This is a genomic window from Prauserella salsuginis (assembly GCF_024648885.1).
Taxonomy (GTDB): domain Bacteria; phylum Actinomycetota; class Actinomycetes; order Mycobacteriales; family Pseudonocardiaceae; genus Prauserella; species Prauserella salsuginis.
Window position 1 is genome coordinate 19,645 of sequence record NZ_JANBBF010000001.1, and the last position, 21,738, is coordinate 41,382.

A 21,738-nucleotide genomic window follows, 5' to 3' on the forward strand; every position below is an offset into this window, starting at 1 on the left:
GTCTCTGTGCCAGGATCGGGGCATGCCCGACCGTCTGCCTGCGCTGGACGCCGCCCTGCTGTACGGCGAACAGCCCTCGACGCCGATGCACGTCGGCAGCGTGGCCGTGTTCGAGCGCCGAAGCGGTGATTTCGACTTCGATACGGCGATGCAGGTCATCGGGCAGCGACTCGACTACCTGCCGCGCTACCGCAAACGATTGCTGCCGGTGCCGGGGCACTTGGCGCCGCCGGTGTGGACCGACGACGTCGACTTCGACCTCGGCTATCACGTGCGCCGGTCGGCGTTGCCCGCTCCCGGCAGCGACCACCAGCTGTTCGACCTGGTCGCCCGCCTGATGCAGCGGCCGCTGGACCGGGAACGCCCGCTGTGGGAGGCGTACTACATCGAGGGTCTCGAAGGTGACCGTGTCGCGTTGGTGACGAAGGCGCATCAGGTGCTCGTCGACGGTGCGCGCACGGTCGACCTCGCCCAGGTGCTGCTCGACGAGGGCGCCGCCGACCGGACACCGGCCGAGGGCGAGTGGACGCCGCGGCGCATGCCCGGCTGGTCGCGGCTCGTCACCGATGCGATCACCGACGCCGCGACCAGGCCCGCCGAGCTGGCCAGGAACGTGCGGTTCCTGGCGGAGGACGTCGTGTCGGGTCTCGGCAGGACCGCACGGACGGCGGGCTCGTTCGCCGCGGCCGCACGGTCGGCCACGGCCCCGGCCCGCACCGGGCCGGCGCGGCGGCTCAACTCGCGCGTCTCGGGCGGGCGCGTGTTCGCCGGTGTCCGCACCGACCTGGACTCCTTCAAGCTCATCCGGGCCGCCCGCGACTGCACCGTCAACGACGTGATCTTCACCGTATTGACGGGTGCGCTGCGCAAATGGCTCGAATCGCGGGGTCAGCACGTGCCGCCATCGGCCTCGGTGCGCGCACTGGTGCCCACGGCGCTACAGCACGAGGACGCCGAGTTCTCCCCGGCGGAACTGACCACCAGCAGGCTGGTTCCGTACTTGATCGACCTCCCCGTCGGCGAGCCCGCCCCGATGCTGCGGCTGCAGCACGTGGCCCACGAGATGGCCGAGCAGTTCGGCTCGGACCGGCCGGTGACGGCCAGGACGATGGTGAAGATGGGAGGATTCGCACCCGCGACGATGAACGCGCTCGCCGCCCGGGTCGCCGGCTCGCTGCCGCGGCGCGGGTTCAACGTGCTCATCGCCAACACGCCGGGCCCGCAGGAATCGTTGTACGCGGGTCCGGGACGGTTGTCGGCGATCTACCCGGTGCTTCCACTCGGGCGGGATCAATCGCTCGCGGTGGGCGTCACCTCGTACCAGGGTGACGTCTACTTCGGACTGAACGGTGACCGGAAGGCCATGCATGACGTCGACGTCCTCGCCGACATGATCGAGGAGTCGCTGGAAGAGCTGAGGGGTAACAAATGGTGAGGGTGTACGTGCCCGCGACGATCGGCATGCTGCGGCATCTCGTCTCCGAAGGGCAACTGGCCCCCGTGCGGGGGACGGCGTTCTCGCTGACCCCTGCGCTGCGTGAGGCGTACGTCAGCGGGTCGAACGAGGAGCTCGAGTACGCCGCGCTGCTCGACGCTGCGAGGGCGTCGCTGCGGTTGTTGGCTTCGCACGACGACGCCGAGCAGGACTCGGGGTCGGGGATCGACGAGAAGGAGCCGCCTCGCCGGGTGGTGATCGCCGCGGACGTCGAGGAATCCGACGTCACGCCGCGGCCCGACCTGGACAGCGCCGTGGTGCGCGTCGCCGGTTCGGTGACGTTGGACGACATCGCCGCGGTCCACGTCGACGCGGTGGAGGCCGAACAAGCCGTGGTGGCCGCCGCCGATGCGATCGACCGGGCCGACCTGGGCGATCTCGACGCGGATTTCGTGCTGGGAGAGGCCGAGGACCACGAGCTCGCCTGGTACGCGCCGCAGGAGGTGCCGTTCTTCCTCGAGCTGTTGTGACCGCCCGGTGCCCGGTGCCGCTCGGGTGACCGCGTTGGGCCCGCCGGGGCTGTATTGCGTGTTCCTCCCGCCGGTCACCCGACCGCCGACCCTCAGGGCGGGTTGCCGCGCGCCCTGGGCCCGCTCCACTCCCGAGGGCCTCGCCTCACATGGGCGCTGACGCACGGTGGCGCCTGTCGACTCGCCGTGACCGCGGGCCGTCCGGTGCCGTACCCGGCGCCGGCGCAGGCGGATGCGCACCGAACGGATGTCGCGGTTGTTCTCCCCTCACGGCCCGGTGCGGCGGCAGAATCGGCACCAGAGGAAACCGCCCACAAGGCAGCAGAGGAGAGCGTCATGACCACCATGGACGCCGTGACATCCGTACCGGTGCCGGCGAACGAGCCTGTGTACACGTACGCCCCCGGCAGTGCCGAACGTGAGAGTCTGCAGCGCAGGCTGGCCGAACTCGAAGGGGAGAAGGCCGAGCTGACCCAGACGATCGCCGGGAAACGCCGCATGGCGGGCGGTGACCGGTTCGACGTCGTCCAGCCGCACGACCACGGCCATGTGCTCGGCGTGAGTGCGCAGGCCACGCGTGAGGACGTGGGCGATGCGGTGACGGCGGCGAAGGACGCGGCCCGGCAATGGAGCGAGCTGCCGTTCGACGAGCGGGCCGCCGTTTTCCTGCGCGCCGCCGACCTGCTGGCGGGGCCCTACCGCGCCACGATCAACGCCGCCACGATGCTGGGCCAGTCGAAGTCGATCCAGCAGGCCGAGATCGACGCGGCATGCGAGCTCATCGACTTTCTGCGGTTCAACGTCCACTACGCCCGGCGCATCCTGGCTGAGCAGCCGAACTCGGTGCGCGGCGTGTGGAACCGGATGGAGTACCGGCCACTGGACGGCTTCGTCACTGCGATCACGCCGTTCAACTTCACCGCGATCGCGGGCAACCTGCCGAGCGCGCCGGCTCTCATGGGCAACACGGTGGTGTGGAAGCCGACACCGACCCAGCAGCTCGCGGCGCACTACACGATGCGGGCGTTCGAGGAGGCGGGCCTGCCGCCGGGCGTGATCAACCTGGTCACCGGCGACGGACAGGCCGTCAGCGACGTCGCCCTGACCGATGCCGGGTTCGCGGGCCTGCACTTCACCGGCTCGACCGCGACGTTCAAGAAACTGTGGCGCACGATCGGCGACAACCTCGACTCCTACGGCTGCTACCCGCGGATCGTCGGGGAGACCGGCGGCAAGGACTTCATCGTCGCCCACCCCAGCGCGGACTCCGACAAGGTCGCGGCTGCGCTCGTGCGCGGCGCGTTCGAGTACCAGGGTCAGAAGTGTTCGGCTGCCTCGCGGGCCTACCTGCCGCGTTCGCTGTGGGAAGGCGGACTGCGGGACCGCGTCGCTGATCTGACCCGCAGCGTCACCTACGGCGATGTCACCGACCTGTCGAACTTCGGCGGAGCGGTCATCGACGGGCGCGCGTTCGCCAAGCACCGCGAGCTGTTGTCGAGTGTGGACGGAGACGCCGCGCTCGAGGTGCTCGTCGGCGGTGGATGCGACGACTCGGTGGGCTACTTCGTCGACCCGACCGTGCTGGTGACGACGGACCCACGGCACGAGGTGATGTCGACCGAGTACTTCGGCCCGATCGTCGCCGTCTACGTCTACGACGACGCCGAGTACGAGCGGGCGCTGGAGCTGTGTGACACGACGGCGGGCTACGGGCTGACGGGCGCGGTGTTCGCCGACGACCGCGCGGCGATCGGCCAGGCGCACCGCGCGCTGCGCCACGCGGCCGGCAACTTCTACGTCAACGACAAGCCCACGGGGTCGATCGTCGGGCAGCAGCCGTTCGGCGGCAGCCGTGGCTCGGGCACGAACGACAAGGCCGGGTCGATGTTCAACATGCTCCGCTGGGCCAGCCCGCGATCGGTGAAGGAGACGTTCGACGCGCCGACGTCGATCGGCTACCCGCACATGGGCTGACCGGTCTCGGTCTCAGCTCGACCTGCAGGCGGCCCCTGCGCAGCCGAAAGCCCCGGGCTTTCGCGCGACGGCGAAAGCCCGGGGCTCGTCGGACGCCGGAGACCGGCAGGGGTGTGTCAGTTCGGCATGCCGCTCGACGGCATCTCCTGAACCTGGTCGGCCGGAGGCTCCTCGACGTTCACCGGAGTCCCCCAGTCGGTGTAGTTCATCTCCATGGTCATGCCGCCCTGGGCCATCTGCGAGGCGTTGCCGCCTGCCTTCTCGGCGACCTGCTTCATCATCTCGCTCATGTCCATCGTGACCTTGACGGGCAGGTCTTCGCTGTTGAGCCAGATCTCCATCGGGATGGTGGCTTCGACGCCGTCGAACATGGCCTTGTTGGCGCCGGTCATCTGGCCGACCTCTTCGGCGAGCTTCGCGAAGTCGAGGTCGAGCGTGTAGTGCGTGGTCGGCTCGCCGTCCAGCGTGGTCTCTTCGCTGTCGGTGATCTCGCCGGCCTTCTGCGCGAACTCGAGCATCTTGGTCGGGTCGTTCATCTCGGCGCTCTGCGCCCCGCCCTGACCGAGCTCGGCCATGTCACCCTTCATCCAGGTGCCGCCCATGTTCATGTACATGGTCTGGCCGATCATCCGGGTCTCGATCTCCTGGCCGCCGCCGGGCATCGACATGGTCATGCTGACCTTCGGCTCGCTGCCGAACTCGCCCTCGCCCTTGTAGGTCATGTCCTGGCCGCCGAGCGACATCGTCCCGTCGAACTTGGCGGTCTTCTTCTCGGACGTGCTCTGCGAGGCGGCGTCGGCCAGCGTGCTGGCGTCCTTGAACAGGTTGCCGACCGAGGTGCTGCCGTTACCGTCGTCGCCCGAGCCGCCGTTACCAGCGGCGTTGTCGTCGCCGCCACCACAGGCCGACAGGGTGAGCACCAGGGCTGCGAACCCGGCGACCAGAGAGGTCTTGCGCATGTGAGATCCCCAAAATCGTCGATGCAGGCGCTGCTGCGCCGCTTTCCACTTCGATGTGCCGATCACGGTAGCGGTTCCGTGGCCTGTGCCACGCTTCGCGGGTGCCTCGACGCGAGGAGGTCACGGCCTGCACGACCCCGCGTGATTCAGCCGTCGCGGTTCGTCACGGTTCGAGGCCCGCACGGGAGGCCAGCAGCCGCCGCAGGGAAGCCAGCCGCGCGCCGGTTCCCTCGACGTCGTCCAGCGCGCAGTCCGGGTCCGCGGGCGGGCCGAGGTGGCCGCAGCCCGAAGGGCATTCCTCAGCGGCTTCGGCGAATCCGCTGAACGTGCCCACGATGTCGTCGGCCGTGACGTGTGCGAGTCCGAACGAACGCACCCCAGGGGTGTCGACGACCCAGCCCGCGTCGTCACCGGGCAGCGGCAGCGCGATTGCGCTCACCGACGTGTGCCTGCCCTTGCCGACCGCGCTGACCTCGCCCGTCGCGAGCTCCGCCTCCGGCACGAGCCGGTTGACGAGCGTGGACTTGCCGACGCCGGAATGCCCGACGAACGCCGACACCCGGCCGGCCAGCCGTTCGACGAGGTCGTCGATGTCGCCGTCACGGCTGGTCACGACGGCGGGTACCGCCAGGTCGGCGTACTCGGCCAGCAGCTGGTCGGGGGAGGCGAGGTCGGCCTTCGTCAGGCACAGCACCGGGTCGAGTCCACCCGTGTAGCAGGCGACGAGGCACCGGTCGATGAACCCGGTGCGCGGCGGCGGGTCGGCGAGTGCGGTGACGATGAGCAGCTGCTCGGCGTTGGCGACGACCACCCGCTCGTACGGATCGGTGTCGTCGGCGGTGCGCCGGAGCAGACTGGAGCGCTGCTCGACGCGCACGATCCGCGCGAGCGTGTCGGGTTTGCCGCTGACGTCGCCGACGAGTTGCACGCGATCGCCGACGACGATCGGCGTCCTGCCCAGCTCGCGGGCGCGCATGGCGGTGATGGCACGGTCCGGATCGGACTCGACGGCGCACCGCCAGCGGCCGCGGTCGACCGACGTGACCATCGCGGGTACGGCGTCGGCGTGGCTGGGGCGGCGTTTGCTGCGCGGACGGGTGCTCTTTCCGGGGCGCACGTGCACGTCGCTCTCGTCGAGCCTGCGCCAGTCGCCACGGGCCACGGACGTTCACCTTCCTGCCGGTTCACCTACCGAGGATCGAGCCCGCGCCGCCGCGGCGCACGGCGTTGCCGCCGGGCTCGTCGGTGGGTAATGATCCCTCATCGGCCTCGCCCGGGGTCGGCAGGCGTGCCACGCTGGGTGAGGAGTCCGTCGACGAACACAGGGAGACGCCATGTGCGGCCGTTACGCCGCCACGAAGAGCCCGGCCGCGTTGATGCAGGAGTTCGAGGCGGCCGACGGCACGGAGGGGCACGCACCCGCGGAGAACTACAACGTCGCACCGACCAAGGACGTGGTCGGTGTCGTCGAGCGGCACCCTCGTGACGCCGAGGGCAATGTGGACGCCGACGCGCCGGCCGAGCGTGCCCTGCGGGTGCTGCGCTGGGGTCTGGTGCCGTTCTGGGCGAAGGACGCCGCCATCGGCAACCGCATGATCAACACGCGTGCGGAGACCGCGGCGGAGAAGCCCGCGTTCCGCAAGGCACTGTCGCGGCGCCGCTGCCTGATCCCGGCCGACGGCTGGTTCGAGTGGAAGGTCGGGCCGGTTCCGGACGGACAGCCGAAGAAGAAGGCGCCGAAAGAGCCGTTCTTCATGACCAGCGGGGACGGATCGTCGCTCGCGTTCGCGGGCATCTGGGAGACCTGGCGTGACCCGAAGGGCGATCCGGATGCTCCGCCGCTGGTGACGTGCTCGATCATCACCACGGAGGCGCGTGGCCGGCTCGTCGAGGTCCACGACAGGATGCCGCTGCTGATGCCGCCGGACCGCTGGCACGACTGGCTCGACCCCGACCGCACGGACGCGACGTCGTTGCTGGAACCGCCGGGCCTCGACGTCGTCGACACGCTCGAGCTGCGTCCGGTGTCGACGTTGGTGAACAACGTGCGCAACAACGGCCCGCAGCTGCTCGACCGCGCCGACGAGGCGGTCGAGCTCGACGGCGAGGGTGCGGCGGCCTCGGAGGCCGCCCTGTTCGACGTGCCGGGTGCGCGATGACCACGGCGCAGGTGGACACGCCGCACGGCCCGGCGCGGGTCGAACTGCACCTCGCCGACGAGGCCGGCGCGGGACTGCTGCTGGGACACGGTGCGGGAGGCGGGATCGACGCGCCGGACCTCGTCGCCGTCGCCGGAGCGGCGCGGAAACAGGGTGTGCACGTGGCGCTCGTGGAGCAGCCGTACCGCGTGGCCGGACGGAAGGCGCCTGCGCCCGCGAAACAGTTGGACGCGGCGTGGCTGGCGGTCGTCGAGGAGCTGTCCGGCCGCTGGTTCGAAGGACTGCCGCTGGTGTTCGGCGGGCGGTCGTCGGGAGCGCGCGTGGCGTGCCGGACCGCCGAGCAGGGACAGGCGGATGCGGTGCTGTGCCTCGCCTTCCCCGAGCACCCGCCGGGCAAGCCGGAGAAGTCGAGGCAGGCCGAGCTGGACGGCGTCCGGGTACCCACCCTCGTGGTGCAGGGGGAGAAGGATTCGTTCGGCAGGCCGGTGGCGGGACCGCACCGGGAGATCGTCATGGTGCAGGGCGATCACAGCCTGAAGGCCGACCTCGACGGCGTCGCGCGGGCGGCTTCGGAGTGGCTTGCCCGCGTGACCCGCCCGCTCGTGTCCTGAGACGGACCATGACCGGCCCACGGGCTCTGCATGCCGACCGATAGCCCTACGGAGTGCTCACCCGCACGGGTGAGTCAGGACGTGATAGATGCCACGGTCGCTGCAGTCAGCGCGATGAGGTCGGCCGGGGCGAGTTCGATCTCCAGGCCCCTGCGGCCGCCCGAGATCAGTACCGTGGTGAACGTCTCGGCGGAGGCGTCGACGACGAGCGGCAGCCGCGAGCGGTGGCCGAGCGGTGAGATCCCGCCGACGACGTAACCAGTCGCCCGCTGCGCCAGGGTCGGGTCGGCCATCTTCGCTTTCTTACCGCCCGTGGCTGCGGCGAGCGCCTTGAGATCGAGTTGGCCCGTGACCGGCACGACCCCGACGGTCGGCGCGCCGTCGACGGTCGCGACGAGCGTCTTGAACACCCGCTCCGGTTCGACCCCCAGCGCTTCGGCGGCCTCCAGTCCGTACGACTCGTGGCGCGGGTCGTGCTCGTAGGTGTGGAGTCTGTGCTCGAACTCGCGCTTGGCCAACAGTGCCGTCGCCGGTGTCCCCTTGCCCGCCATGAGGTGCAGGCTAAGCGACCCGCGGAACGCAGCCGCCGGGGGTGGGAATACCCGATCGAGGGTCGTCGTTGCAGGGGGTGTGCCGACGATTCTGACCAGACCCGAGAGCGCCCGAGGCGTATCCTCGAACGAGACATATGTGCCGTCGGTGGCGGGGACCCGAAGCCGGCGTGAGAGGCACAGCACGAGCGCCGAGATCATCGTCGACCCGGCCACCGATCTGGAAGGGAACGGTTTGCCGAGCACGCAGAACTCTGCCGAGCCCGCAACCGCCGAGACAACCGAGCGACCGAGCGCCGAGACGGCGACGGCCGTGCCCGACCGTGCCGCGGAGGCCGAGAGCCCCGAGGACGAGCAGGCTCGCATCGCGCGGTTCGAGCGGGACGCGATGCCGCTCATCGACCAGTTGTACTCGGCCGCGCTGCGCATGACCCGCAACCCCGCCGACGCCGAGGATCTCGTCCAGGAGGCCTACCTCAAGGCGTACTCGGCGTTCTCTTCTTTCAAGAAGGGCACGAACCTCAAGGCGTGGATGTACCGCATCCTCACCAACACGTTCATCAACGGCTACCGCAAGCGCCAGCGGCAGCCGTTGCAGCAGCCCACCGAGGAGATCACCGACTGGCAGATTGCCCAGGCGGAGAGCCACACCTCGACGGGACTGCGGTCGGCCGAGGTCGAGGCCATGGACAAGCTGCCCGACACGGACGTGAAGGCGGCGCTGCAGCAGCTGCCCGAGGAGTTCCGGCTGGCGGTGTACCTCGCCGACGTCGAGGGTTTCGCCTACAAGGAGATCGCCGAGATCATGGACACGCCGATCGGCACCGTGATGTCGCGGTTGCACCGTGGTCGCAGCCAGCTCCGGAACCTGCTCGCCGACGTCGCCACCGACCGTGGTTTCATCCGGCCCGCGAACGCGACGCGGGAGGTGGCGGGCCGATGAGCACCCTGGAACATCCGGACCACAAGCCCGAGCAGGGCCGTGACGTGTGCTGCGACGAGGCGCTCGCCGAGATCTACCTGCTGCTCGACCGCGAGTGCAGCGCCGAACGTGACGCGCAGCTGCGCAAGCACATCGAGGACTGTCCGCCGTGCCTCGAGGAGTACGGCATCGACGACCAGATCAAGCAGCTGCTGCACCGCAAGTGTGGCGGGGAGCAGGCGCCGGTGGACCTCAAGGAGCGGCTGCGGGCGTCGATCCGCAGGACCGTCGAGGAACGCGGCGGTGTGCGGCTCAGCGAGACGGAGCTGACGATCGAGCAGATCCGCGGAGGCTCCGACGGCGCCTGACCGGAGCCGATGCGGACGTCGTGTTCCGCGACACGGGCCCCGTCACGGCACTCATGACGTCGCAGCACCCATGACACGGTCACAGCACCCATAGCACAGCAAGACCCCGGCACTTCCGCGGAAGTGCCGGGGTCTTCGCCGTTGCTGACGGCCGCTCGGGGCGGCGGATCAGCAGTTGGGCTTCTTGCCGTGATTCGCTTTGTTCTTCTTGCGATCGCGGCGCTTACGTGCACGCTTCGACATGTTCATTCCTCCATGACTTGCTGACTCCAGTGTCGCATGTAGGCTCCGCGGTCCCTTCGGCTGGGCGGGAAGGCTCCCGCCGGAGGCCGTCGGCTGTGATGCCTGCTGCCGACAGGTGGGAGCCGGGCGGGCCGGGTGGGAGTATGGCAGAGCGGATCACGACCGGTCCGCGTACGAATCCTGACGATGTGCGGTGGTCGATAACCGATGTCCACACTTGCGGAGCTGCTCGCCGACAACACAGGCCTGCCGGGCGAGGCGGTCGACCATCTGCAACTCGTGGTGGCCGAATGGCAGTTGCTGGCGGATCTGTCGTTCGCGGACTTCCTCATGTGGGTTCCCGTCGCGGGCGGGGACGGCGACTTCGTGTGCGTCGCGCAGGTGCGGCCGACGACCGGTCCGACGGCGCACGTCGAGGACGTGGTGGGCACGCGGTTCACCCCGGAGGAGCATCCGCAGCTCTCGCGGGCCGCGCGGGAGCTGCGGCTGTGCCGTGAAGAGGAACCGCACTGGTACAACGACCTGCCGATGCGCAGGGAAGCGATCCCGGTGCGGTTCGGCGACCGGGCGGTCGCCGTGCTGAGCCGCGACACGAACCTGGCGTCGCCGCGGGTGCCGAGCCCGCTCGAGATCGCCTATCTGGGAAGCGCGGCCGACCTGTGCCAGATGCTCGCCGACGGTACGTATCCGAGCCCGGACGGCGGCACCGACGTGCACACGAGCCCGCGGGTGGGTGACGGGCTGATCCGCGTCGACCAGCACGGCACGGTCGTGTTCGCCAGCCCCAACGGCCAGTCCGTGTACCACCGCATGGGGTACGAGTCGGATCTGATCGGTGCGCGGCTGGCACCGTTGACGCGATCCCTGATCCGCGACCCGTTCGACGCGACCGAGATCTCACACCGCATCCTCGATGCCATTGCGGGCAAGCCGAGCACGCGCGCGGAGGCGGAGTCGCGTCGCGGCGCCGTCGCGTTGTTCCGCGCCCTGCCGCTGCGCCCTGCCGGAAGGCCGGCCGGTGCGCTCGTGCTCGCCCGCGATGTGACCGAGGTCAAGCGCCGCGACCGGGCGCTGATGTCGAAGGACGCGACGATCCGCGAGATTCACCACCGGGTGAAGAACAATCTCCAGACCGTCGCCGCCCTGTTGCGATTGCAGTCCCGCCGGACGCCCAGTGGCGAGGCGCGGCAGGCGCTGACCGAGTCGGTGCGCCGCGTGTCGTCGATCGCCATGGTCCACGAGGCACTGTCGATGTCGGTGGACGAGAAGGTCGATCTCGACAAGTTGTTCGACAACGTGTTGCCGATGGTCGGTGAGGTCGCCACCGCGGAAGCGCACGTGAAGCTCTCGCGCAGCGGTTCGTTCGGCGTCGTCGCGGCCGATATCGCCACGCCGCTGGTGATGGTGGTCGCCGAACTGGTGCAGAACGCCGTGGAGCACGCGTTCGAACCGGGAAAGGCCGGCGAGGTGGAGATCGCGGTCGACAGGTCGGCCGGACGGCTCGACATCGCCATTCGCGACGACGGACGTGGCCTGCCACCCGGGTTCTCGTTGGAGCGCGCCGACGGACTCGGGCTGCAGATCGCGCGGACGCTGGTGGAATCCGAGCTGCGCGGGTCGCTGTCGTTGCGGGGCGGCAGCGACGGCGGCACCGAGGCAACGCTACGGGTGCCGCTCAACCGTCGCGGCTGAATCGGATTCCGCGAAAGCGTCCGGATTTCTGCCGCCGGGCGTTTCCGGCGTGAGTCCGTAGCCGGTGAGCAGGCACGACATCGGCGGCAGGGAACTGCTGGAACGGCGCGAGAACGCGCTCGACGACGCCGTCGGAAACCGCGCACATTCGCGGTAACCGGGCAGCCGAATGCATTCGCCCGACCTGCCCCGGACACGCTTGAGGGCCGGCACCCGAATAGGGATGCCGGCCCTCAAACCTTTTGCCACGGCCCCAGTAAAAGTATTTACGTCAATCCGGGCAAAAGGCAGGTCGTATTGCCTGCGACGGTCTGCTCAGGCGTTGCTGTGCTGACCGACCTGTGCGCGGCGACGCTTGAGCGCACGACGCTCGTCCTCGTCCATGCCGCCCCACACACCGGCGTCCTGGCCGCTGGCCAGGGCCCAGGCGAGGCAGTCGGAAGCGACAGTGCAGCGGTGGCATACTGCCTTCGCGGCGGCTACTTGCGAGAGAGCGGGGCCACTCGTCCCCACGGGGAAGAAGAGTTCCGGGTCCTCGTCTCGGCAGGCCGCGCGGTTGCGCCAGTCCATTCTTGAGCTCCTTCTCAAGACGCGGGGGTGCCGCGCCAACGTCGTCTTGGCGGTCGTTTTCGGGGTGCTTGTGAATGCTTTCACGAGTCCCGGGCTTCGACAAGTGTTTTCGGCGGATCGGTGAGTCAGGTCACGGCCGCAAAACGCCGATCTGACCTGCGGCTTTGCGTTTCAGCAACGCCGCCCGTCGACCGAACTTTGCGGCGAGTGGAGCCTCAGCGTCGATAAGCGGCAACCGGGGTTTGCCGGAGGTGATCAGCTGGTTGCTGTTCACCGGCTGCGACCAGTCATACCGCGACGGTGAGCGCCCGTGGGACGCTCCGGAACTCCACCCTGGTGCGCGTTCCGACCAGGTCTCCGTCGACCTGAAAGTTTACGGGTTTTTCGGCTTTCACGCAGACGGATGACACGTCGTCATGGCGAATCAGCCGTCGACCTCGGTGTTTGCCCTGGTGCAAGGCCTGCCTGAGGTAGCGCAGCACCGTCGCCATACCCATCCCGCGCAATGCGAAGAGCCCCAGTCCGGTGTCGAACGAGCTGGTCGGGTTCAGGTGCACCGGGCGAGAACCGAGGTAGCTCCACGGGTCGGTGTTGGAGACGAACACGGTCCGCACGTCCGCCGGATCCTCACCGGGCAGGTCGAGGCTCATCGCGGGCCTGCCGTGCGGCGGCTTCAGATAGGCGGAGACGGCCGTACGGGTGTACAGCGCGGGGCTCGTGCGCTTGCCGCGCTTGGCGTCCACGCCTGCGACGACGTCCGCGTCCCAGCCCAGGCCCGCGTTGAACGTGAACCAGCGCGCTCCGCTCGCGACGGCGCCCGTGGTGTCCTCCGCGCGTGCGGTGCCTCCGCTGTCGGCGATGCCGAGCCCGACTCGCCGGGTGGAGCCGGTGTCCACGGCGTGCAACAGCCGGTGGGTCGCCTCGACGGGGTCGCGGGGCAGGCCGAGCGCGCGGGCGAAGACGTTCGCGGAACCGCCGGGGACCACACCCAGCATCGGCGCGGGCACCGGCGACGTCCAACCGGGGCCGGCCGGTGACTCCGGCCGAACGATGTGCCCCAAGTCTCTGTGCCCCACGTCTCCGCGCGCCGTGTCCCTGTGCGCCGTGTCGTCGTGCGCAGTGTCCCTGTGCGCTGAGGGGTCGCGGGCATCGCGCAGGCCTCCGGAGGCGTAGCGCGCAGCGCGTCCTGCACCGTCCATGAGGCCGTTGACGACCTCGTTGACCGTGCCGTCCCCGCCGTGCGCGACGACGAGGCCGACGTCCCCGAGTTCGCCGCGCGCGGCCGCACGGGCGACCGTCATCGCGTGACCACGGTGCTCGGTCTCGACCACCTCGAGCTTCACCTGACTGGCGAGGGCGTGCGCCAGAACGTCACGCCCTCCCGGTGAGGTGGCGGTGGCCTGCGGATTCACGACGAGAACTGCGCGCACTCGTCCAGCGTAGGTGAATCGTCAGCCCGTTCTCCTCGCCTGCTGCCTCCTGCATGGTCGGCGAACGTGTCGACTTTCGCCGTGACGAGTGCACCCCGGACGACCGCCGGCTCATCGACGACACCTCGAATCCTTGTCCCGATGGTGGGCACCGGAAAACGGCCGTCCGGGTGGCATACCATCGAAACCGTTCACGCACGGTCACATCCGAGGGAAGGCCCGCTCGTGGCGCTCGCCGACAAGATCTCGCCCGCGCCCCGCGAAGTCCGGTACGCGGGGCTGCTGACGGCATTGCCGGGCATCGCACTGATCGCGATCGGAATCATGCTCGCGGTCACCGGCAGGAGCCCCGACCTGGCCGCCGAGGTGAGCTACTACGTCGTGCTCGGGGTCGCCGTGCTGGCCTGTGCGACGGGGCTGCTGCTGGGCAAGACCTGGGCGCGGTCGCCGTCCCTCGTCGTCGCGATGATCCTCGTGGGTGTCGGCTGGTACGCGGCAGGCCCGTCGGACCAGTCGGCGTTCGGGGTGCCGATCATGATCGCCGGTGTCGCCGTGATCGTGCTGCTGTTCCGCAGGGACTCGCGCGCGTGGGTGCTCGGCCAGCGGCCCGACGAGACGGAGGATGAGGCGGCCCGGCGCGGCGGCGTGTCCGGACGGGCTGCCGAACGTGAACGCGACGAACCCGGTGACAGCTGAGGCGCTCCCAACTCACGAGCTGCGCCGGACGTGAGGTCGGCGGGAGGTCAGCTCGCTTCGTCGGCGAGTTTCCGCAGCGGGGCGTCGGTGAGGCGGTAGACCGTCCACTCGTCCATGGCCACGGCGTCCAGCGATTCGTAGAACACCCTCGCCGGGTTCCAGTTCAGCACCCACCATTCGAGGCGCGCGTACCCGCGCTCGACGCATTCGGCGGCCAGCGCGGCGAGCAGCGCCTTGCCGAGGCCCGAACCGCGGTGCTCGGGACGGACGAACAGGTCCTCCAGATAGATCCCGTGCACGCCGCGCCAGGTGGAGAAGTTGAGGAACCACAGCGCGAAGCCCACGACCTCCCCGTCAGCCTCGGCGACATGGCCGTAGAGGGCGGGCTTGTCCGCGAACAGCGCGATGTGCAGCTGCTCGGAGGTCAGGTGGCACTCGTCGGGAGCCTTCTCGTACTCGGCGAGCGCGTGGACCAGGTCGACGACGGCATCGACGTCGTCGGTGCGGATTCGGCGGATCGTCATGACCTCGAGCTTCGCACCGCGGGTGTGAGGTGCGGGGCCGCGGGTCGGTGCCGGTTCAGGTGGGCGGGACGTTGAGGTGGCGGATCTGCGGCGCGCCTCGGTCGTAGCCGAGCGCGGAGATGCTCGCCGGGTCGACGCGGAAGCCCTCCCCGAGCGCGGCGTCGAGGCCGAGCCAGCGGGCGATCAGTACCCGGCTGAAGTGGCCGTGGCCGATGAGCACGACATCGCCGTCGGTCAGCGTCTTACGGGCGCGCTCGAGTACGCGGTCGCCGCGGGCAGCGACCTGAGCGGGGGTTTCGCCGTTCGGCGCGCCGTCGGTCCACAGTGTCCAATCGGGGACGTTGCGGTGGATCTGCTCGGTCGTGATGCCTTCGTACTCGCCGTAGTCCCACTCGGCGAGCTCGTCGCAGGTCTCGTCGACGTCGATGCCGGCCAGTCGGGCCGTGTCCTGTGCGCGTACCCGCGGACTGCACAGCACGAGAGCGGGGGCCGTGCCGCCGTGCAGGACGGCGTAGGTGCGGCCCGCGGCGTGCGCCTGGCGCTCGCCGACGCCGGTCAACGGGACGTCGGTGTGGCTGGTGTGCTTGCCCGTGGCGGACCATTCGGTCTGGCCGTGCCGGAGGAGCAGGATCGAGTGTTCGGACACGGGGGAACCGTATCTCGGCACCGTGCTCACCGGCCGGTTACTGGCGGGTAATATGCGGGTATGACCTCTCAGGATGTGGCGAGCCCGGCGATCAACCCGACCTATGCGATGTGGCGGAAGCTGTCCGGCTCGGCGATCGGCAAGGGTGTGTTCTCCGCGGCGCTGTGCCTGCGTGTGCCGTACTTCGGTTCGGTGCTGCCGCGGGTACGGGACATGCGGCCGGGGCGCTGCGAGGTGGCGGCACCGAAGTGGTGGGGCGTGCACAACCACCTCGGGACCTTCCACGCCATCGCAGCCTGCAATCTCGCCGAGATCGCGATGGGCATGCTCGCGGAGGCGACGGTCCCGGCCACACACCGGTGGATTCCGAAGGGGATGTCGGTGTCGTACGTCGCGAAGGCGGGGACGTCGCTGACGGCCGTCGCCGAACTGCCGGAGCTGCCACAGCTTCCCGAGAGCGGCGACGAGGGCGTCGAGGTGCTCGTGCCGGTCGCCGTTCAGGACCGGTCCGGCCGGACGGTCGTTACCGCCGACATCACCATCTGGGTGACCGCGAGGAAGTGACCCGGGCGGCGGCCGGGTGTGATGCCCGGACCGTTCCGTTCCTGGTGTCCTCGGGTCTCGACGTCCTCGGGTTTCGGTGTGCCCGGGCGTCGGTGCGGTCGGGCCTCGGCGTGTTCGGGACCCGGTGTGTTCGGACTTCGGCGTGTTCGGGCCTCGGCGTGTTCGGACTTCGGTGTGCTCAGGTTTCGGCGTGCCCCGGTTCCGAGGTGTTCCGGCTTCGAGGTTCGTGTCGGTATCGGTGAGGCCGCGGGCACTCGTTGTTAAGTCAACCGAGTGAACTTCCGTCTCAATGTGAAGTGTCTTCGCGTTTTTGCTTGTCTACTCGCGCGTAGGCGGTTCAGCATTCCGATCCATGACACAGTTGTCCCGCCGGAAGTTCCTCGGGTACGCGGCTCTGAGCTCGGCCGCCGCCTACGGCCTCACCACCATTTCCACTCGGCCAGCGCACGCGGCCGACGGCCGTGACGGCCTGCCGGACTTCTCCCCGGCCGTCGTGATCGGCACGGGCTACGGCGCTGCGGCGACGGCGCTGCGGCTCGGCGAGGCCGGCATTCCGACGGTCATGCTCGAGATGGGGCAGCTGTGGGACACGCCGACCGCGGACGGCTCGGTCTTCTCGCCGATGCTCTCGCCCGACAAACGGTCCATGTGGCTCAAGGAACGCAGCGAGATGCCGCTCGCGTCGTTCCTGTGGATCGACATCAACACGAACATCGAGCGCTACGCCGGTGTGCTCGACCGCGTGCACTACGGGGACATGTCCGTCTACCTCGGCCGTGGAGTCGGCGGCGGGTCCCTGGTCAACGGCGCCATGGCCGTGACGCCGCGGCGGTCGTACTTCGAGGAGATCCTTCCCGACGTCGACGCCGACGAGATGTACGGCACCTATTTCCCGCGCGCCAACGCGGCACTCGGCGTCAACGAGATCGACCGGGACTGGTTCGAGGACTGCGACTCGTATCGGTACGCGCGGCTGTCGCGGAAACACGCCGAGAAGGCCGGCTACCGCACGGCGTTCGTGCCGAGCGTCTACGACTTCGACTACATGCGTCGCGAAGAGGCGGGGGAGGTGCCGCGATCCGCGCTCGACTCCGAGGTCATCTTCGGTAACAACCACGGTAAGCGCTCGCTCGACAAGACCTACCTCGCCGCAGCCCTGGGCACCGGCAACGTCACGATCAAGACGTTGCAGGAGGTGCGTGACATCCGCCGCAGCGCCGACGGTACGTATCGGCTCACGGTGCGCGAACTCGACGAGACGGGCGGCACCGTCGCGCGGCGGGAGATGGGCGCGAGGCATCTGTTCCTGGGTGCGGGCAGCATCGGGTCCACCGAACTGCTCCTGCGCGCCAGGGACACCGGCACGCTGCCCGGTCTCGGCGAGGAGATCGGGCAGGGCTGGGGCCCGAACGGCAACGTCATGCTCGGGCGCGCCAACCACGCGTGGGACCTCACGGGGACGCTGCAGTCCGGGATGCCCGCGCTGGGAATCGACGCCTGGGACGACCCCGACAACCCGGTGTTCGCCGAGATCGCACCCATGCCGGCGGGTGTCGAGCTGTGGGTCAGCCTGTACCTGGCGATCACGAAGAACCCCGCGCGCGGCCATTTCACCTACGATGCGGCGTCCGACTCGGCGAAGCTGCACTGGACCGCCGAGCAGGGGCAGGCATCGATCGACGCGGCCAAGGTGCACTTCGACCGGATCAACGGGGTCAACAACACGGTGTACCGCCACGACCTGTTCGGCGACACGCGGGCGTTCGAGAACCGGTTCACCTACCACCCGCTCGGCGGTGCGGTCCTCGGCGAGGCGACCGACCTGTACGGGCGCGTCAAGGGCTACGACAACCTGTACGTCATCGACGGCGCCCTGGTTCCCGGCAGCACCGGCGTGAACCCGTTCGTGACCATCACCGCCCTGGCGGAGCGCAACGTCGACCGGATCCTGGCCGAGGACATCCGCAGCTGACCGCAGTCACGACCGTGGTGGCGGTGGCGTGCCCAAAGAGAACAATTGGGGCTCCCGTCCGCGGGCCCGGCCACCGCCCCTCATCGGCACGCTGGTGCGTGGCTGCGTTCGATGCCCCAACGGTGCCCTTGGGCGTCACGCGTTCGCGCGTAGCTCCGCGTAGCGGGCGAGGCAGTCCTCGTACCGGGGCAGCAGGCCGGAGTCGCGGGCCTCCGCGAGCGAAGGGGCGGCGCGGTCCTTGTCGGAGAGGAGGTACTCGACGTCGCCGGGCCAGGGCAGGCCGAGGTCCGGGTCGAGGGGATCGATGCCGTGCTCGGCGGGCGGGTTGTACGACGTGGAGCACAGGTACGACATGATCGTGTCGTCCTCGAGCGCGATGAAGCCGTGCCCCAGGCCCTCCGCGAGGTAGACGCCGCGGAAGGTCCGGCTGTCGAGCGTCACCGTGTCCCATGCGCCGAACGTGGGAGAACCCGTGCGCAGGTCCACGACGACGTCCAGCAGGGAACCCTTCGGGCAGTAGACGTACTTGCCCTGGCCAGGTGGGACGTCGGCGAAGTGGATGCCGCGGATCGTGCCACGCCGGGACACGCTGTGATTGGTCTGCGCCACGGTCATCGGATGCCCGACGGCTTCGAGGAACGTCGGCTCCTGGAACGGGGCGGTGAACAGGCCGCGCTGGTCACCGAAGACCGGCGGGGTGAACTCCACGGCGTGCGGGACGGCCAGCGTGCGGGCTTCCATGCCGGGATCCTATGCAGCCCCGCGGAGCGGGTCCGGTCGGGTGGCGGTGGGTGACGGGTGGGCGGTCGGGCAGCCACCCAAGTCGGACGTCCGTCTTGCTATCGGTGACGTGACCTGCGCAAATGGGTCGATATCTGTGATCCGGGCCGCACCGGCACGGCCGATCGCCGCAGAAGATGTCACACTGGACGAACCGCCGCGTCCGCGGCTACGCCTGAACCAAGGGCCTTATGACGGACACCTTGCCGGCAGTACGGTGCTACCGCGCCGAGTCGCCGGGACCAAGGAGCCCACGAGCCAGCGGAGTGTCCGCTGGCAGTTCCCTTTTTCAGCCCTGGAGATAGACGTGTCCCAAGCTCAGGTGAGTGACGACGACATCTTCGGCGGACACGAGGGCGGCAAGCTCTCGGTGTCGGCCACCCGGCCCATCACGCAAGCACGTGACCTGTCCATCGCCTACACCCCCGGGGTAGCGAAGGTCAGCCGCGCCATCGAGCAGGAGCCCGCGCTCGCGAAGCGCTACACGTGGGCGGACCGGCTCGTGGCAGTGGTCAGCGACGGCACGGCGGTACTCGGACTCGGTGACATCGGCGCGAGCGCTTCGCTGCCGGTCATGGAGGGCAAGTCGGTTCTGTTCAAGACGTTCGCCGGGCTGGACTCGATCCCGCTCGTGCTGGACACCAGCGACGTCGATGAGATCGTCGAAACGCTGGTGCGGCTGCGCCCTTCGTTCGGCGCGGTGAACCTGGAGGACGTGTCGGCGCCCCGGTGCTTCGAGCTCGAGGACAAGCTCAAGGAGGCGCTGGACTGCCCGGTCATGCACGACGACCAGCACGGCACGGCCATCGTGGTGCTCGCCGCGCTGCGTGGTGCGAACCTGGTGGCCGGCCGTGACATCGCCGACCAACGGGTCGTGATCTCCGGCGCGGGTGCCGCGGGTGTGGCGTGCGCGAGGATCCTGCAGGCCGCAGGTGTCGGTGACGTGACGATGCTCGATTCGCGAGGGATCATCCACGCGGGCCGGGACAACCTCAACGCGATCAAGGACGAACTCGCCGAGACGACCAACAAGGCGGGCCTGCGCGGCGGGATCGACGAGGCCATGGCCGGCGCGGACGTGTTCATCGGCCTGTCGAGCGCGACGATCGACGAGAACCTGCTCGCGACGATGGCGCCGGAACCGATCGTGTTTGCACTGTCCAACCCGGACCCGGAGGTGCATCCGGACGTCGCGGCGAAGTACGCGTCCGTGGTGGCCACCGGTCGCAGCGACTTCCCGAACCAGATCAACAACGTGCTGGCGTTCCCCGGTGTGTTCCGCGGGGCGCTCGACGCCGGTGCGCGGGCGATCACGGAGAACATGAAGCTCGCGGCGGCGGAGGCCATCGTGTCGGTGGCGGCCGATGAGCTCTCGGCCGACCGCATCGTGCCGAGCCCCCTCGACCCGAGGGTCGCCGAGGAGGTCGCCACCGCGGTCGCCAAGGCCGCGGAAGCCGACGGCGTCGTCGGCTGACCTCCGGCCGGTCACGCTCTCAGCACTGCGAGGGCCCCGTGGTCAGGCGTTCCCGGCCGACCACGGGGCCCTCGCAGTTCGTCGGAAGAGTCAGTCGCCCAGCTCGTTGCGGACCTCGGCGACGCGGTGCCGCGGCAGGTCGATGAGCCGGTCGTCGGAGACGTCGTCGGGGGCGTCCGGCCAGATGTTGCCCAGCCGGCCGTGCGCCCGGGTGAGCAGGGCCCGTGCCGCCGCGTCGGTGTGACCGGTGGCGCTGGCCGGCGGTTCGGCGACGACCACCGCGTGCGTGTTGTCGGGCGTGCTGCGCAGCAGACGGAGGCGGTACTTCGGGCCGATCAGGTCGGTGAGCCCGCGCTGTGATGCCGCGTCGACGAGGTCGGGATGCGAGTTCGGCAGCAGCACCGCCACCCGGTCGGCGTTCACGGCCAACAGCGTGCGCAGCAGCCACGGCCCTGGATCGGCACCGAGGTCCACGGCCACGGCCGTGCCGGGCTTCGTCGTGACCGGTTTCGTCCAGTCGGCGCCGCGCTCTTCGACGTCGAGTCCGTTGTGCCCCGCGATACTCCGCAGCGCGGTCAGCAATTCGGCCGTGGTCTCGCCCGCCTCGAGCGACTGTGCCCCGCGCGTGTAGATGGTCTGCTTGCTGGTCTTCCTGCCGCCTTTGCGCGCCTTCGTGGTGGGCTGGCACACGTACAGGTCGGCCGCGCTGCCGATCGCCTGCGCTCCGCTGTAGCGGTGGAAACCGGGCACGATCGACTCGAACGCGAGGCCCAGACCGACGAGCGCTCGCTGCGTGCGGTGGCCGAGTGCCGGATGCCGAGGGCTGTAGCCGTAGGCGAGCACCAGGCGTCCCGCAGGCGGATCGGCGAGGCATTCGAGCCCCCTGGTGGCGAACAGCCCCATGCCCTCCGGGGTGTACGGCGGGTCGCTGAACACGATGTCGGCCTTGCCCATCACCGACAGCGGCAGGCCGAACCGCAGGTCGGCGTGGACGGTGCGGATCGTCCGGGAGCTCTGCCGGTCGACGTAGTCGAGGATGCGATCGTCGACGTCGATGACCGTCAGGTCGGCCTCGGGGCGCAGCGCACGCACCGCCAGGGAGGTCAGGTCGTGATCGCCGAGGAACGTCAGTCGGGTGGTGCGCAGGTCGTAGTGCTCGTCGAGCCAGCGCGCGCGGCGCACCACGGTGTCGGCGGTCGCCTGCACGTGGTCGAGCGCTGGCAGCGGCGGCGGCACGTGCGCGATGTGGCGCGCGACTTCCGCCTCGAGGCCGTCGGTGGTGTGCGGACTGCCCGCCTGCTCCCGGTGGTCGTCGACGACGTCGGGACGCAGCCGTACGCGGTCGCCGTCCCGTTCGAGGTCGTCACCCAGGGCCTGGAGCAGTTCCTCGACCGTGCGCCGGGGAGCGGCCAGTTCGCGCACGAGGTCGTCGAACTGCCAGCTGCGCTCGGCCAGTAACGCGATGGCATGTCGCAGTGACTTCGCGTCCACGCCGAACACCTGACGCACCGAATTCATGGCGCCTACCCTAGAGGCCCTGAGCAGCGGAGCGGACGCCCGGCCGACCTCGAGGCGCGATTCTGTCGGCCTCCTCGGTTACTGTCGTGCAGACCTGTCACCCGGGTCACAGATCCGGTT

At 69.6% G+C, this 21,738-nt stretch carries 22 protein-coding genes; 12 read left to right on the top strand and 10 right to left on the bottom strand.

What is annotated here, in order from left to right:
• Positions 1-22 precede the first annotated feature (22 nt).
• From LY40_RS00080 to pruA, 3 genes are all read left to right on the top strand, one after another.
• A complete protein-coding gene (locus LY40_RS00080) occupies positions 23-1,435 on the top strand; it encodes a WS/DGAT/MGAT family O-acyltransferase (protein WP_183783353.1) in 1,413 nt (470 codons plus the stop codon).
• Complete coding sequence (locus tag LY40_RS00085; protein WP_183785538.1) at positions 1,432-1,965, top strand: DUF6912 family protein; 534 nt, start codon at positions 1,432-1,434, stop codon at positions 1,963-1,965. Before LY40_RS00080 ends, LY40_RS00085 begins: the two co-directional genes overlap by 4 nt.
• Positions 1,966-2,310: 345 nt before the next feature.
• Positions 2,311-3,939 (top strand): L-glutamate gamma-semialdehyde dehydrogenase, encoded by a 1,629-nt coding sequence (pruA, locus tag LY40_RS00090; protein WP_183785540.1) that lies wholly within the window; start codon positions 2,311-2,313, stop codon positions 3,937-3,939.
• Positions 3,940-4,055: 116 nt separating this feature from the next.
• On the opposite strand, the gene LY40_RS00095 is transcribed toward pruA, so the two are convergent.
• Positions 4,056-4,898 (bottom strand): SCO4651 family lipoprotein, encoded by an 843-nt coding sequence (locus LY40_RS00095; protein ID WP_183783355.1) that lies wholly within the window; start codon positions 4,896-4,898, stop codon positions 4,056-4,058.
• Positions 4,899-5,061: 163 nt separating this feature from the next.
• Positions 5,062-6,060 carry a ribosome small subunit-dependent GTPase A gene (gene rsgA, locus LY40_RS00100; RefSeq protein ID WP_183783357.1) on the bottom strand — a complete coding sequence of 333 codons (999 nt, stop codon included), beginning with the start codon at positions 6,058-6,060 and terminating at the stop codon, positions 5,062-5,064.
• A gap of 172 nt (positions 6,061-6,232) precedes the next feature.
• On the opposite strand from rsgA, the gene LY40_RS00105 reads away from it, so the two are divergent.
• Both LY40_RS00105 and LY40_RS00110 read left to right on the top strand, forming a co-directional pair.
• Positions 6,233-7,057, top strand: coding sequence for an SOS response-associated peptidase (locus LY40_RS00105; protein WP_258935542.1), 825 nt, complete (start codon positions 6,233-6,235; stop codon positions 7,055-7,057).
• Entirely contained in the window at positions 7,054-7,668 is a 615-nt protein-coding gene (locus LY40_RS00110) for an alpha/beta hydrolase family protein (RefSeq protein ID WP_183783361.1), read from the top strand. Before LY40_RS00105 ends, LY40_RS00110 begins: the two co-directional genes overlap by 4 nt.
• Before the next feature lie 74 nt (positions 7,669-7,742).
• Here the strand turns inward: LY40_RS00110 and ybaK are convergent, their stop codons facing one another.
• A complete protein-coding gene (gene ybaK / locus LY40_RS00115) occupies positions 7,743-8,219 on the bottom strand; it encodes a Cys-tRNA(Pro) deacylase (protein ID WP_258935543.1) in 477 nt (158 codons plus the stop codon).
• A gap of 235 nt (positions 8,220-8,454) precedes the next feature.
• On the opposite strand from ybaK, the gene LY40_RS00120 reads away from it, so the two are divergent.
• Both LY40_RS00120 and rsrA read left to right on the top strand, forming a co-directional pair.
• Positions 8,455-9,162: a sigma-70 family RNA polymerase sigma factor gene (locus LY40_RS00120; protein WP_183785542.1), complete on the top strand. Its 708-nt coding sequence runs from the start codon at positions 8,455-8,457 to the stop codon at positions 9,160-9,162.
• Positions 9,159-9,509: a mycothiol system anti-sigma-R factor gene (rsrA, locus tag LY40_RS00125; protein ID WP_183783364.1), complete on the top strand. Its 351-nt coding sequence runs from the start codon at positions 9,159-9,161 to the stop codon at positions 9,507-9,509. Before LY40_RS00120 ends, rsrA begins: the two co-directional genes overlap by 4 nt.
• A 168-nt stretch (positions 9,510-9,677) precedes the next feature.
• Here the strand turns inward: rsrA and LY40_RS26460 are convergent, their stop codons facing one another.
• On the bottom strand, positions 9,678-9,752 hold the full coding sequence (locus LY40_RS26460) for a 50S ribosomal protein bL37 (protein ID WP_369299109.1): 75 nt from the start codon (positions 9,750-9,752) through the stop codon (positions 9,678-9,680).
• A gap of 207 nt (positions 9,753-9,959) precedes the next feature.
• Between LY40_RS26460 and LY40_RS00130 the strand changes: the two genes are divergently transcribed.
• The gene (locus LY40_RS00130) at positions 9,960-11,444 is read left to right on the top strand and encodes a sensor histidine kinase (RefSeq protein WP_183783366.1); all 1,485 of its coding nucleotides are present in this window, start codon (positions 9,960-9,962) and stop codon (positions 11,442-11,444) included.
• A gap of 315 nt (positions 11,445-11,759) precedes the next feature.
• On the opposite strand, the gene LY40_RS00135 is transcribed toward LY40_RS00130, so the two are convergent.
• Together LY40_RS00135 and LY40_RS00140 are read right to left on the bottom strand one after the other, a co-directional pair.
• Positions 11,760-12,014 carry a WhiB family transcriptional regulator gene (locus tag LY40_RS00135; protein WP_183655860.1) on the bottom strand — a complete coding sequence of 85 codons (255 nt, stop codon included), beginning with the start codon at positions 12,012-12,014 and terminating at the stop codon, positions 11,760-11,762.
• A 287-nt stretch (positions 12,015-12,301) separates the two neighbouring features.
• Complete coding sequence (locus LY40_RS00140; protein ID WP_258935544.1) at positions 12,302-13,444, bottom strand: diacylglycerol/lipid kinase family protein; 1,143 nt, start codon at positions 13,442-13,444, stop codon at positions 12,302-12,304.
• 225 nt (positions 13,445-13,669) lie between these two features.
• On the opposite strand from LY40_RS00140, the gene LY40_RS00145 reads away from it, so the two are divergent.
• Positions 13,670-14,140 (top strand): hypothetical protein, encoded by a 471-nt coding sequence (locus LY40_RS00145; protein ID WP_183783370.1) that lies wholly within the window; start codon positions 13,670-13,672, stop codon positions 14,138-14,140.
• Between the two features lie 47 nt (positions 14,141-14,187).
• Here the strand turns inward: LY40_RS00145 and LY40_RS00150 are convergent, their stop codons facing one another.
• Entirely contained in the window at positions 14,188-14,664 is a 477-nt protein-coding gene (locus tag LY40_RS00150) for a GNAT family N-acetyltransferase (RefSeq protein ID WP_372497749.1), read from the bottom strand.
• 55 nt (positions 14,665-14,719) lie between these two features.
• The gene (locus tag LY40_RS00155) at positions 14,720-15,310 is read right to left on the bottom strand and encodes a histidine phosphatase family protein (RefSeq protein ID WP_258935545.1); all 591 of its coding nucleotides are present in this window, start codon (positions 15,308-15,310) and stop codon (positions 14,720-14,722) included.
• Positions 15,311-15,370: 60 nt separating this feature from the next.
• Between LY40_RS00155 and LY40_RS00160 the strand changes: the two genes are divergently transcribed.
• Together LY40_RS00160 and LY40_RS00165 are read left to right on the top strand one after the other, a co-directional pair.
• Positions 15,371-15,874 (top strand): hotdog fold domain-containing protein, encoded by a 504-nt coding sequence (locus LY40_RS00160; RefSeq protein WP_258935546.1) that lies wholly within the window; start codon positions 15,371-15,373, stop codon positions 15,872-15,874.
• A gap of 352 nt (positions 15,875-16,226) precedes the next feature.
• Positions 16,227-17,846 carry a GMC oxidoreductase gene (locus LY40_RS00165; protein WP_183783378.1) on the top strand — a complete coding sequence of 540 codons (1,620 nt, stop codon included), beginning with the start codon at positions 16,227-16,229 and terminating at the stop codon, positions 17,844-17,846.
• 135 nt (positions 17,847-17,981) lie between these two features.
• On the opposite strand, the gene LY40_RS00170 is transcribed toward LY40_RS00165, so the two are convergent.
• Positions 17,982-18,587, bottom strand: coding sequence for a dTDP-4-dehydrorhamnose 3,5-epimerase family protein (locus LY40_RS00170; RefSeq protein WP_183783380.1), 606 nt, complete (start codon positions 18,585-18,587; stop codon positions 17,982-17,984).
• Positions 18,588-18,933: 346 nt separating this feature from the next.
• Here LY40_RS00170 and LY40_RS00175 point away from each other — a divergent pair, with 346 nt between their 5' ends.
• Entirely contained in the window at positions 18,934-20,100 is a 1,167-nt protein-coding gene (locus tag LY40_RS00175; protein WP_183783382.1) for an NAD(P)-dependent malic enzyme, read from the top strand.
• 90 nt (positions 20,101-20,190) lie between these two features.
• On the opposite strand, the gene LY40_RS00180 is transcribed toward LY40_RS00175, so the two are convergent.
• Complete coding sequence (locus LY40_RS00180; protein WP_183783384.1) at positions 20,191-21,618, bottom strand: bis-aminopropyl spermidine synthase family protein; 1,428 nt, start codon at positions 21,616-21,618, stop codon at positions 20,191-20,193.
• Positions 21,619-21,738 lie beyond the last annotated feature (120 nt).

Bases quoted from the DNA above. Each gene is read 5' to 3' on its own strand.
- LY40_RS00080 (WP_183783353.1), top strand. From the start codon at position 23: ATGCCCGACCGTCTGCCTGCGCTGGACGCCGCCCTGCTGTACGGCGAA.
- pruA (WP_183785540.1), top strand. From the start codon at position 2,311: ATGGACGCCGTGACATCCGTACCGGTGCCGGCGAACGAGCCTGTGTAC.
- LY40_RS00095 (WP_183783355.1), bottom strand. From the start codon at position 4,898: ATGCGCAAGACCTCTCTGGTCGCCGGGTTCGCAGCCCTGGTGCTCACC.
- LY40_RS00105 (WP_258935542.1), top strand. From the start codon at position 6,233: ATGTGCGGCCGTTACGCCGCCACGAAGAGCCCGGCCGCGTTGATGCAG.
- LY40_RS00110 (WP_183783361.1), top strand. From the start codon at position 7,054: ATGACCACGGCGCAGGTGGACACGCCGCACGGCCCGGCGCGGGTCGAA.
- ybaK (WP_258935543.1), bottom strand. From the start codon at position 8,219: ATGGCGGGCAAGGGGACACCGGCGACGGCACTGTTGGCCAAGCGCGAG.
- rsrA (WP_183783364.1), top strand. From the start codon at position 9,159: ATGAGCACCCTGGAACATCCGGACCACAAGCCCGAGCAGGGCCGTGAC.
- LY40_RS00130 (WP_183783366.1), top strand. From the start codon at position 9,960: ATGTCCACACTTGCGGAGCTGCTCGCCGACAACACAGGCCTGCCGGGC.
- LY40_RS00135 (WP_183655860.1), bottom strand. From the start codon at position 12,014: ATGGACTGGCGCAACCGCGCGGCCTGCCGAGACGAGGACCCGGAACTC.
- LY40_RS00150 (WP_372497749.1), bottom strand. From the start codon at position 14,664: ATGACGATCCGCCGAATCCGCACCGACGACGTCGATGCCGTCGTCGAC.
- LY40_RS00160 (WP_258935546.1), top strand. From the start codon at position 15,371: ATGACCTCTCAGGATGTGGCGAGCCCGGCGATCAACCCGACCTATGCG.
- LY40_RS00165 (WP_183783378.1), top strand. From the start codon at position 16,227: ATGACACAGTTGTCCCGCCGGAAGTTCCTCGGGTACGCGGCTCTGAGC.
- LY40_RS00170 (WP_183783380.1), bottom strand. From the start codon at position 18,587: ATGGAAGCCCGCACGCTGGCCGTCCCGCACGCCGTGGAGTTCACCCCG.
- LY40_RS00180 (WP_183783384.1), bottom strand. From the start codon at position 21,618: ATGAATTCGGTGCGTCAGGTGTTCGGCGTGGACGCGAAGTCACTGCGA.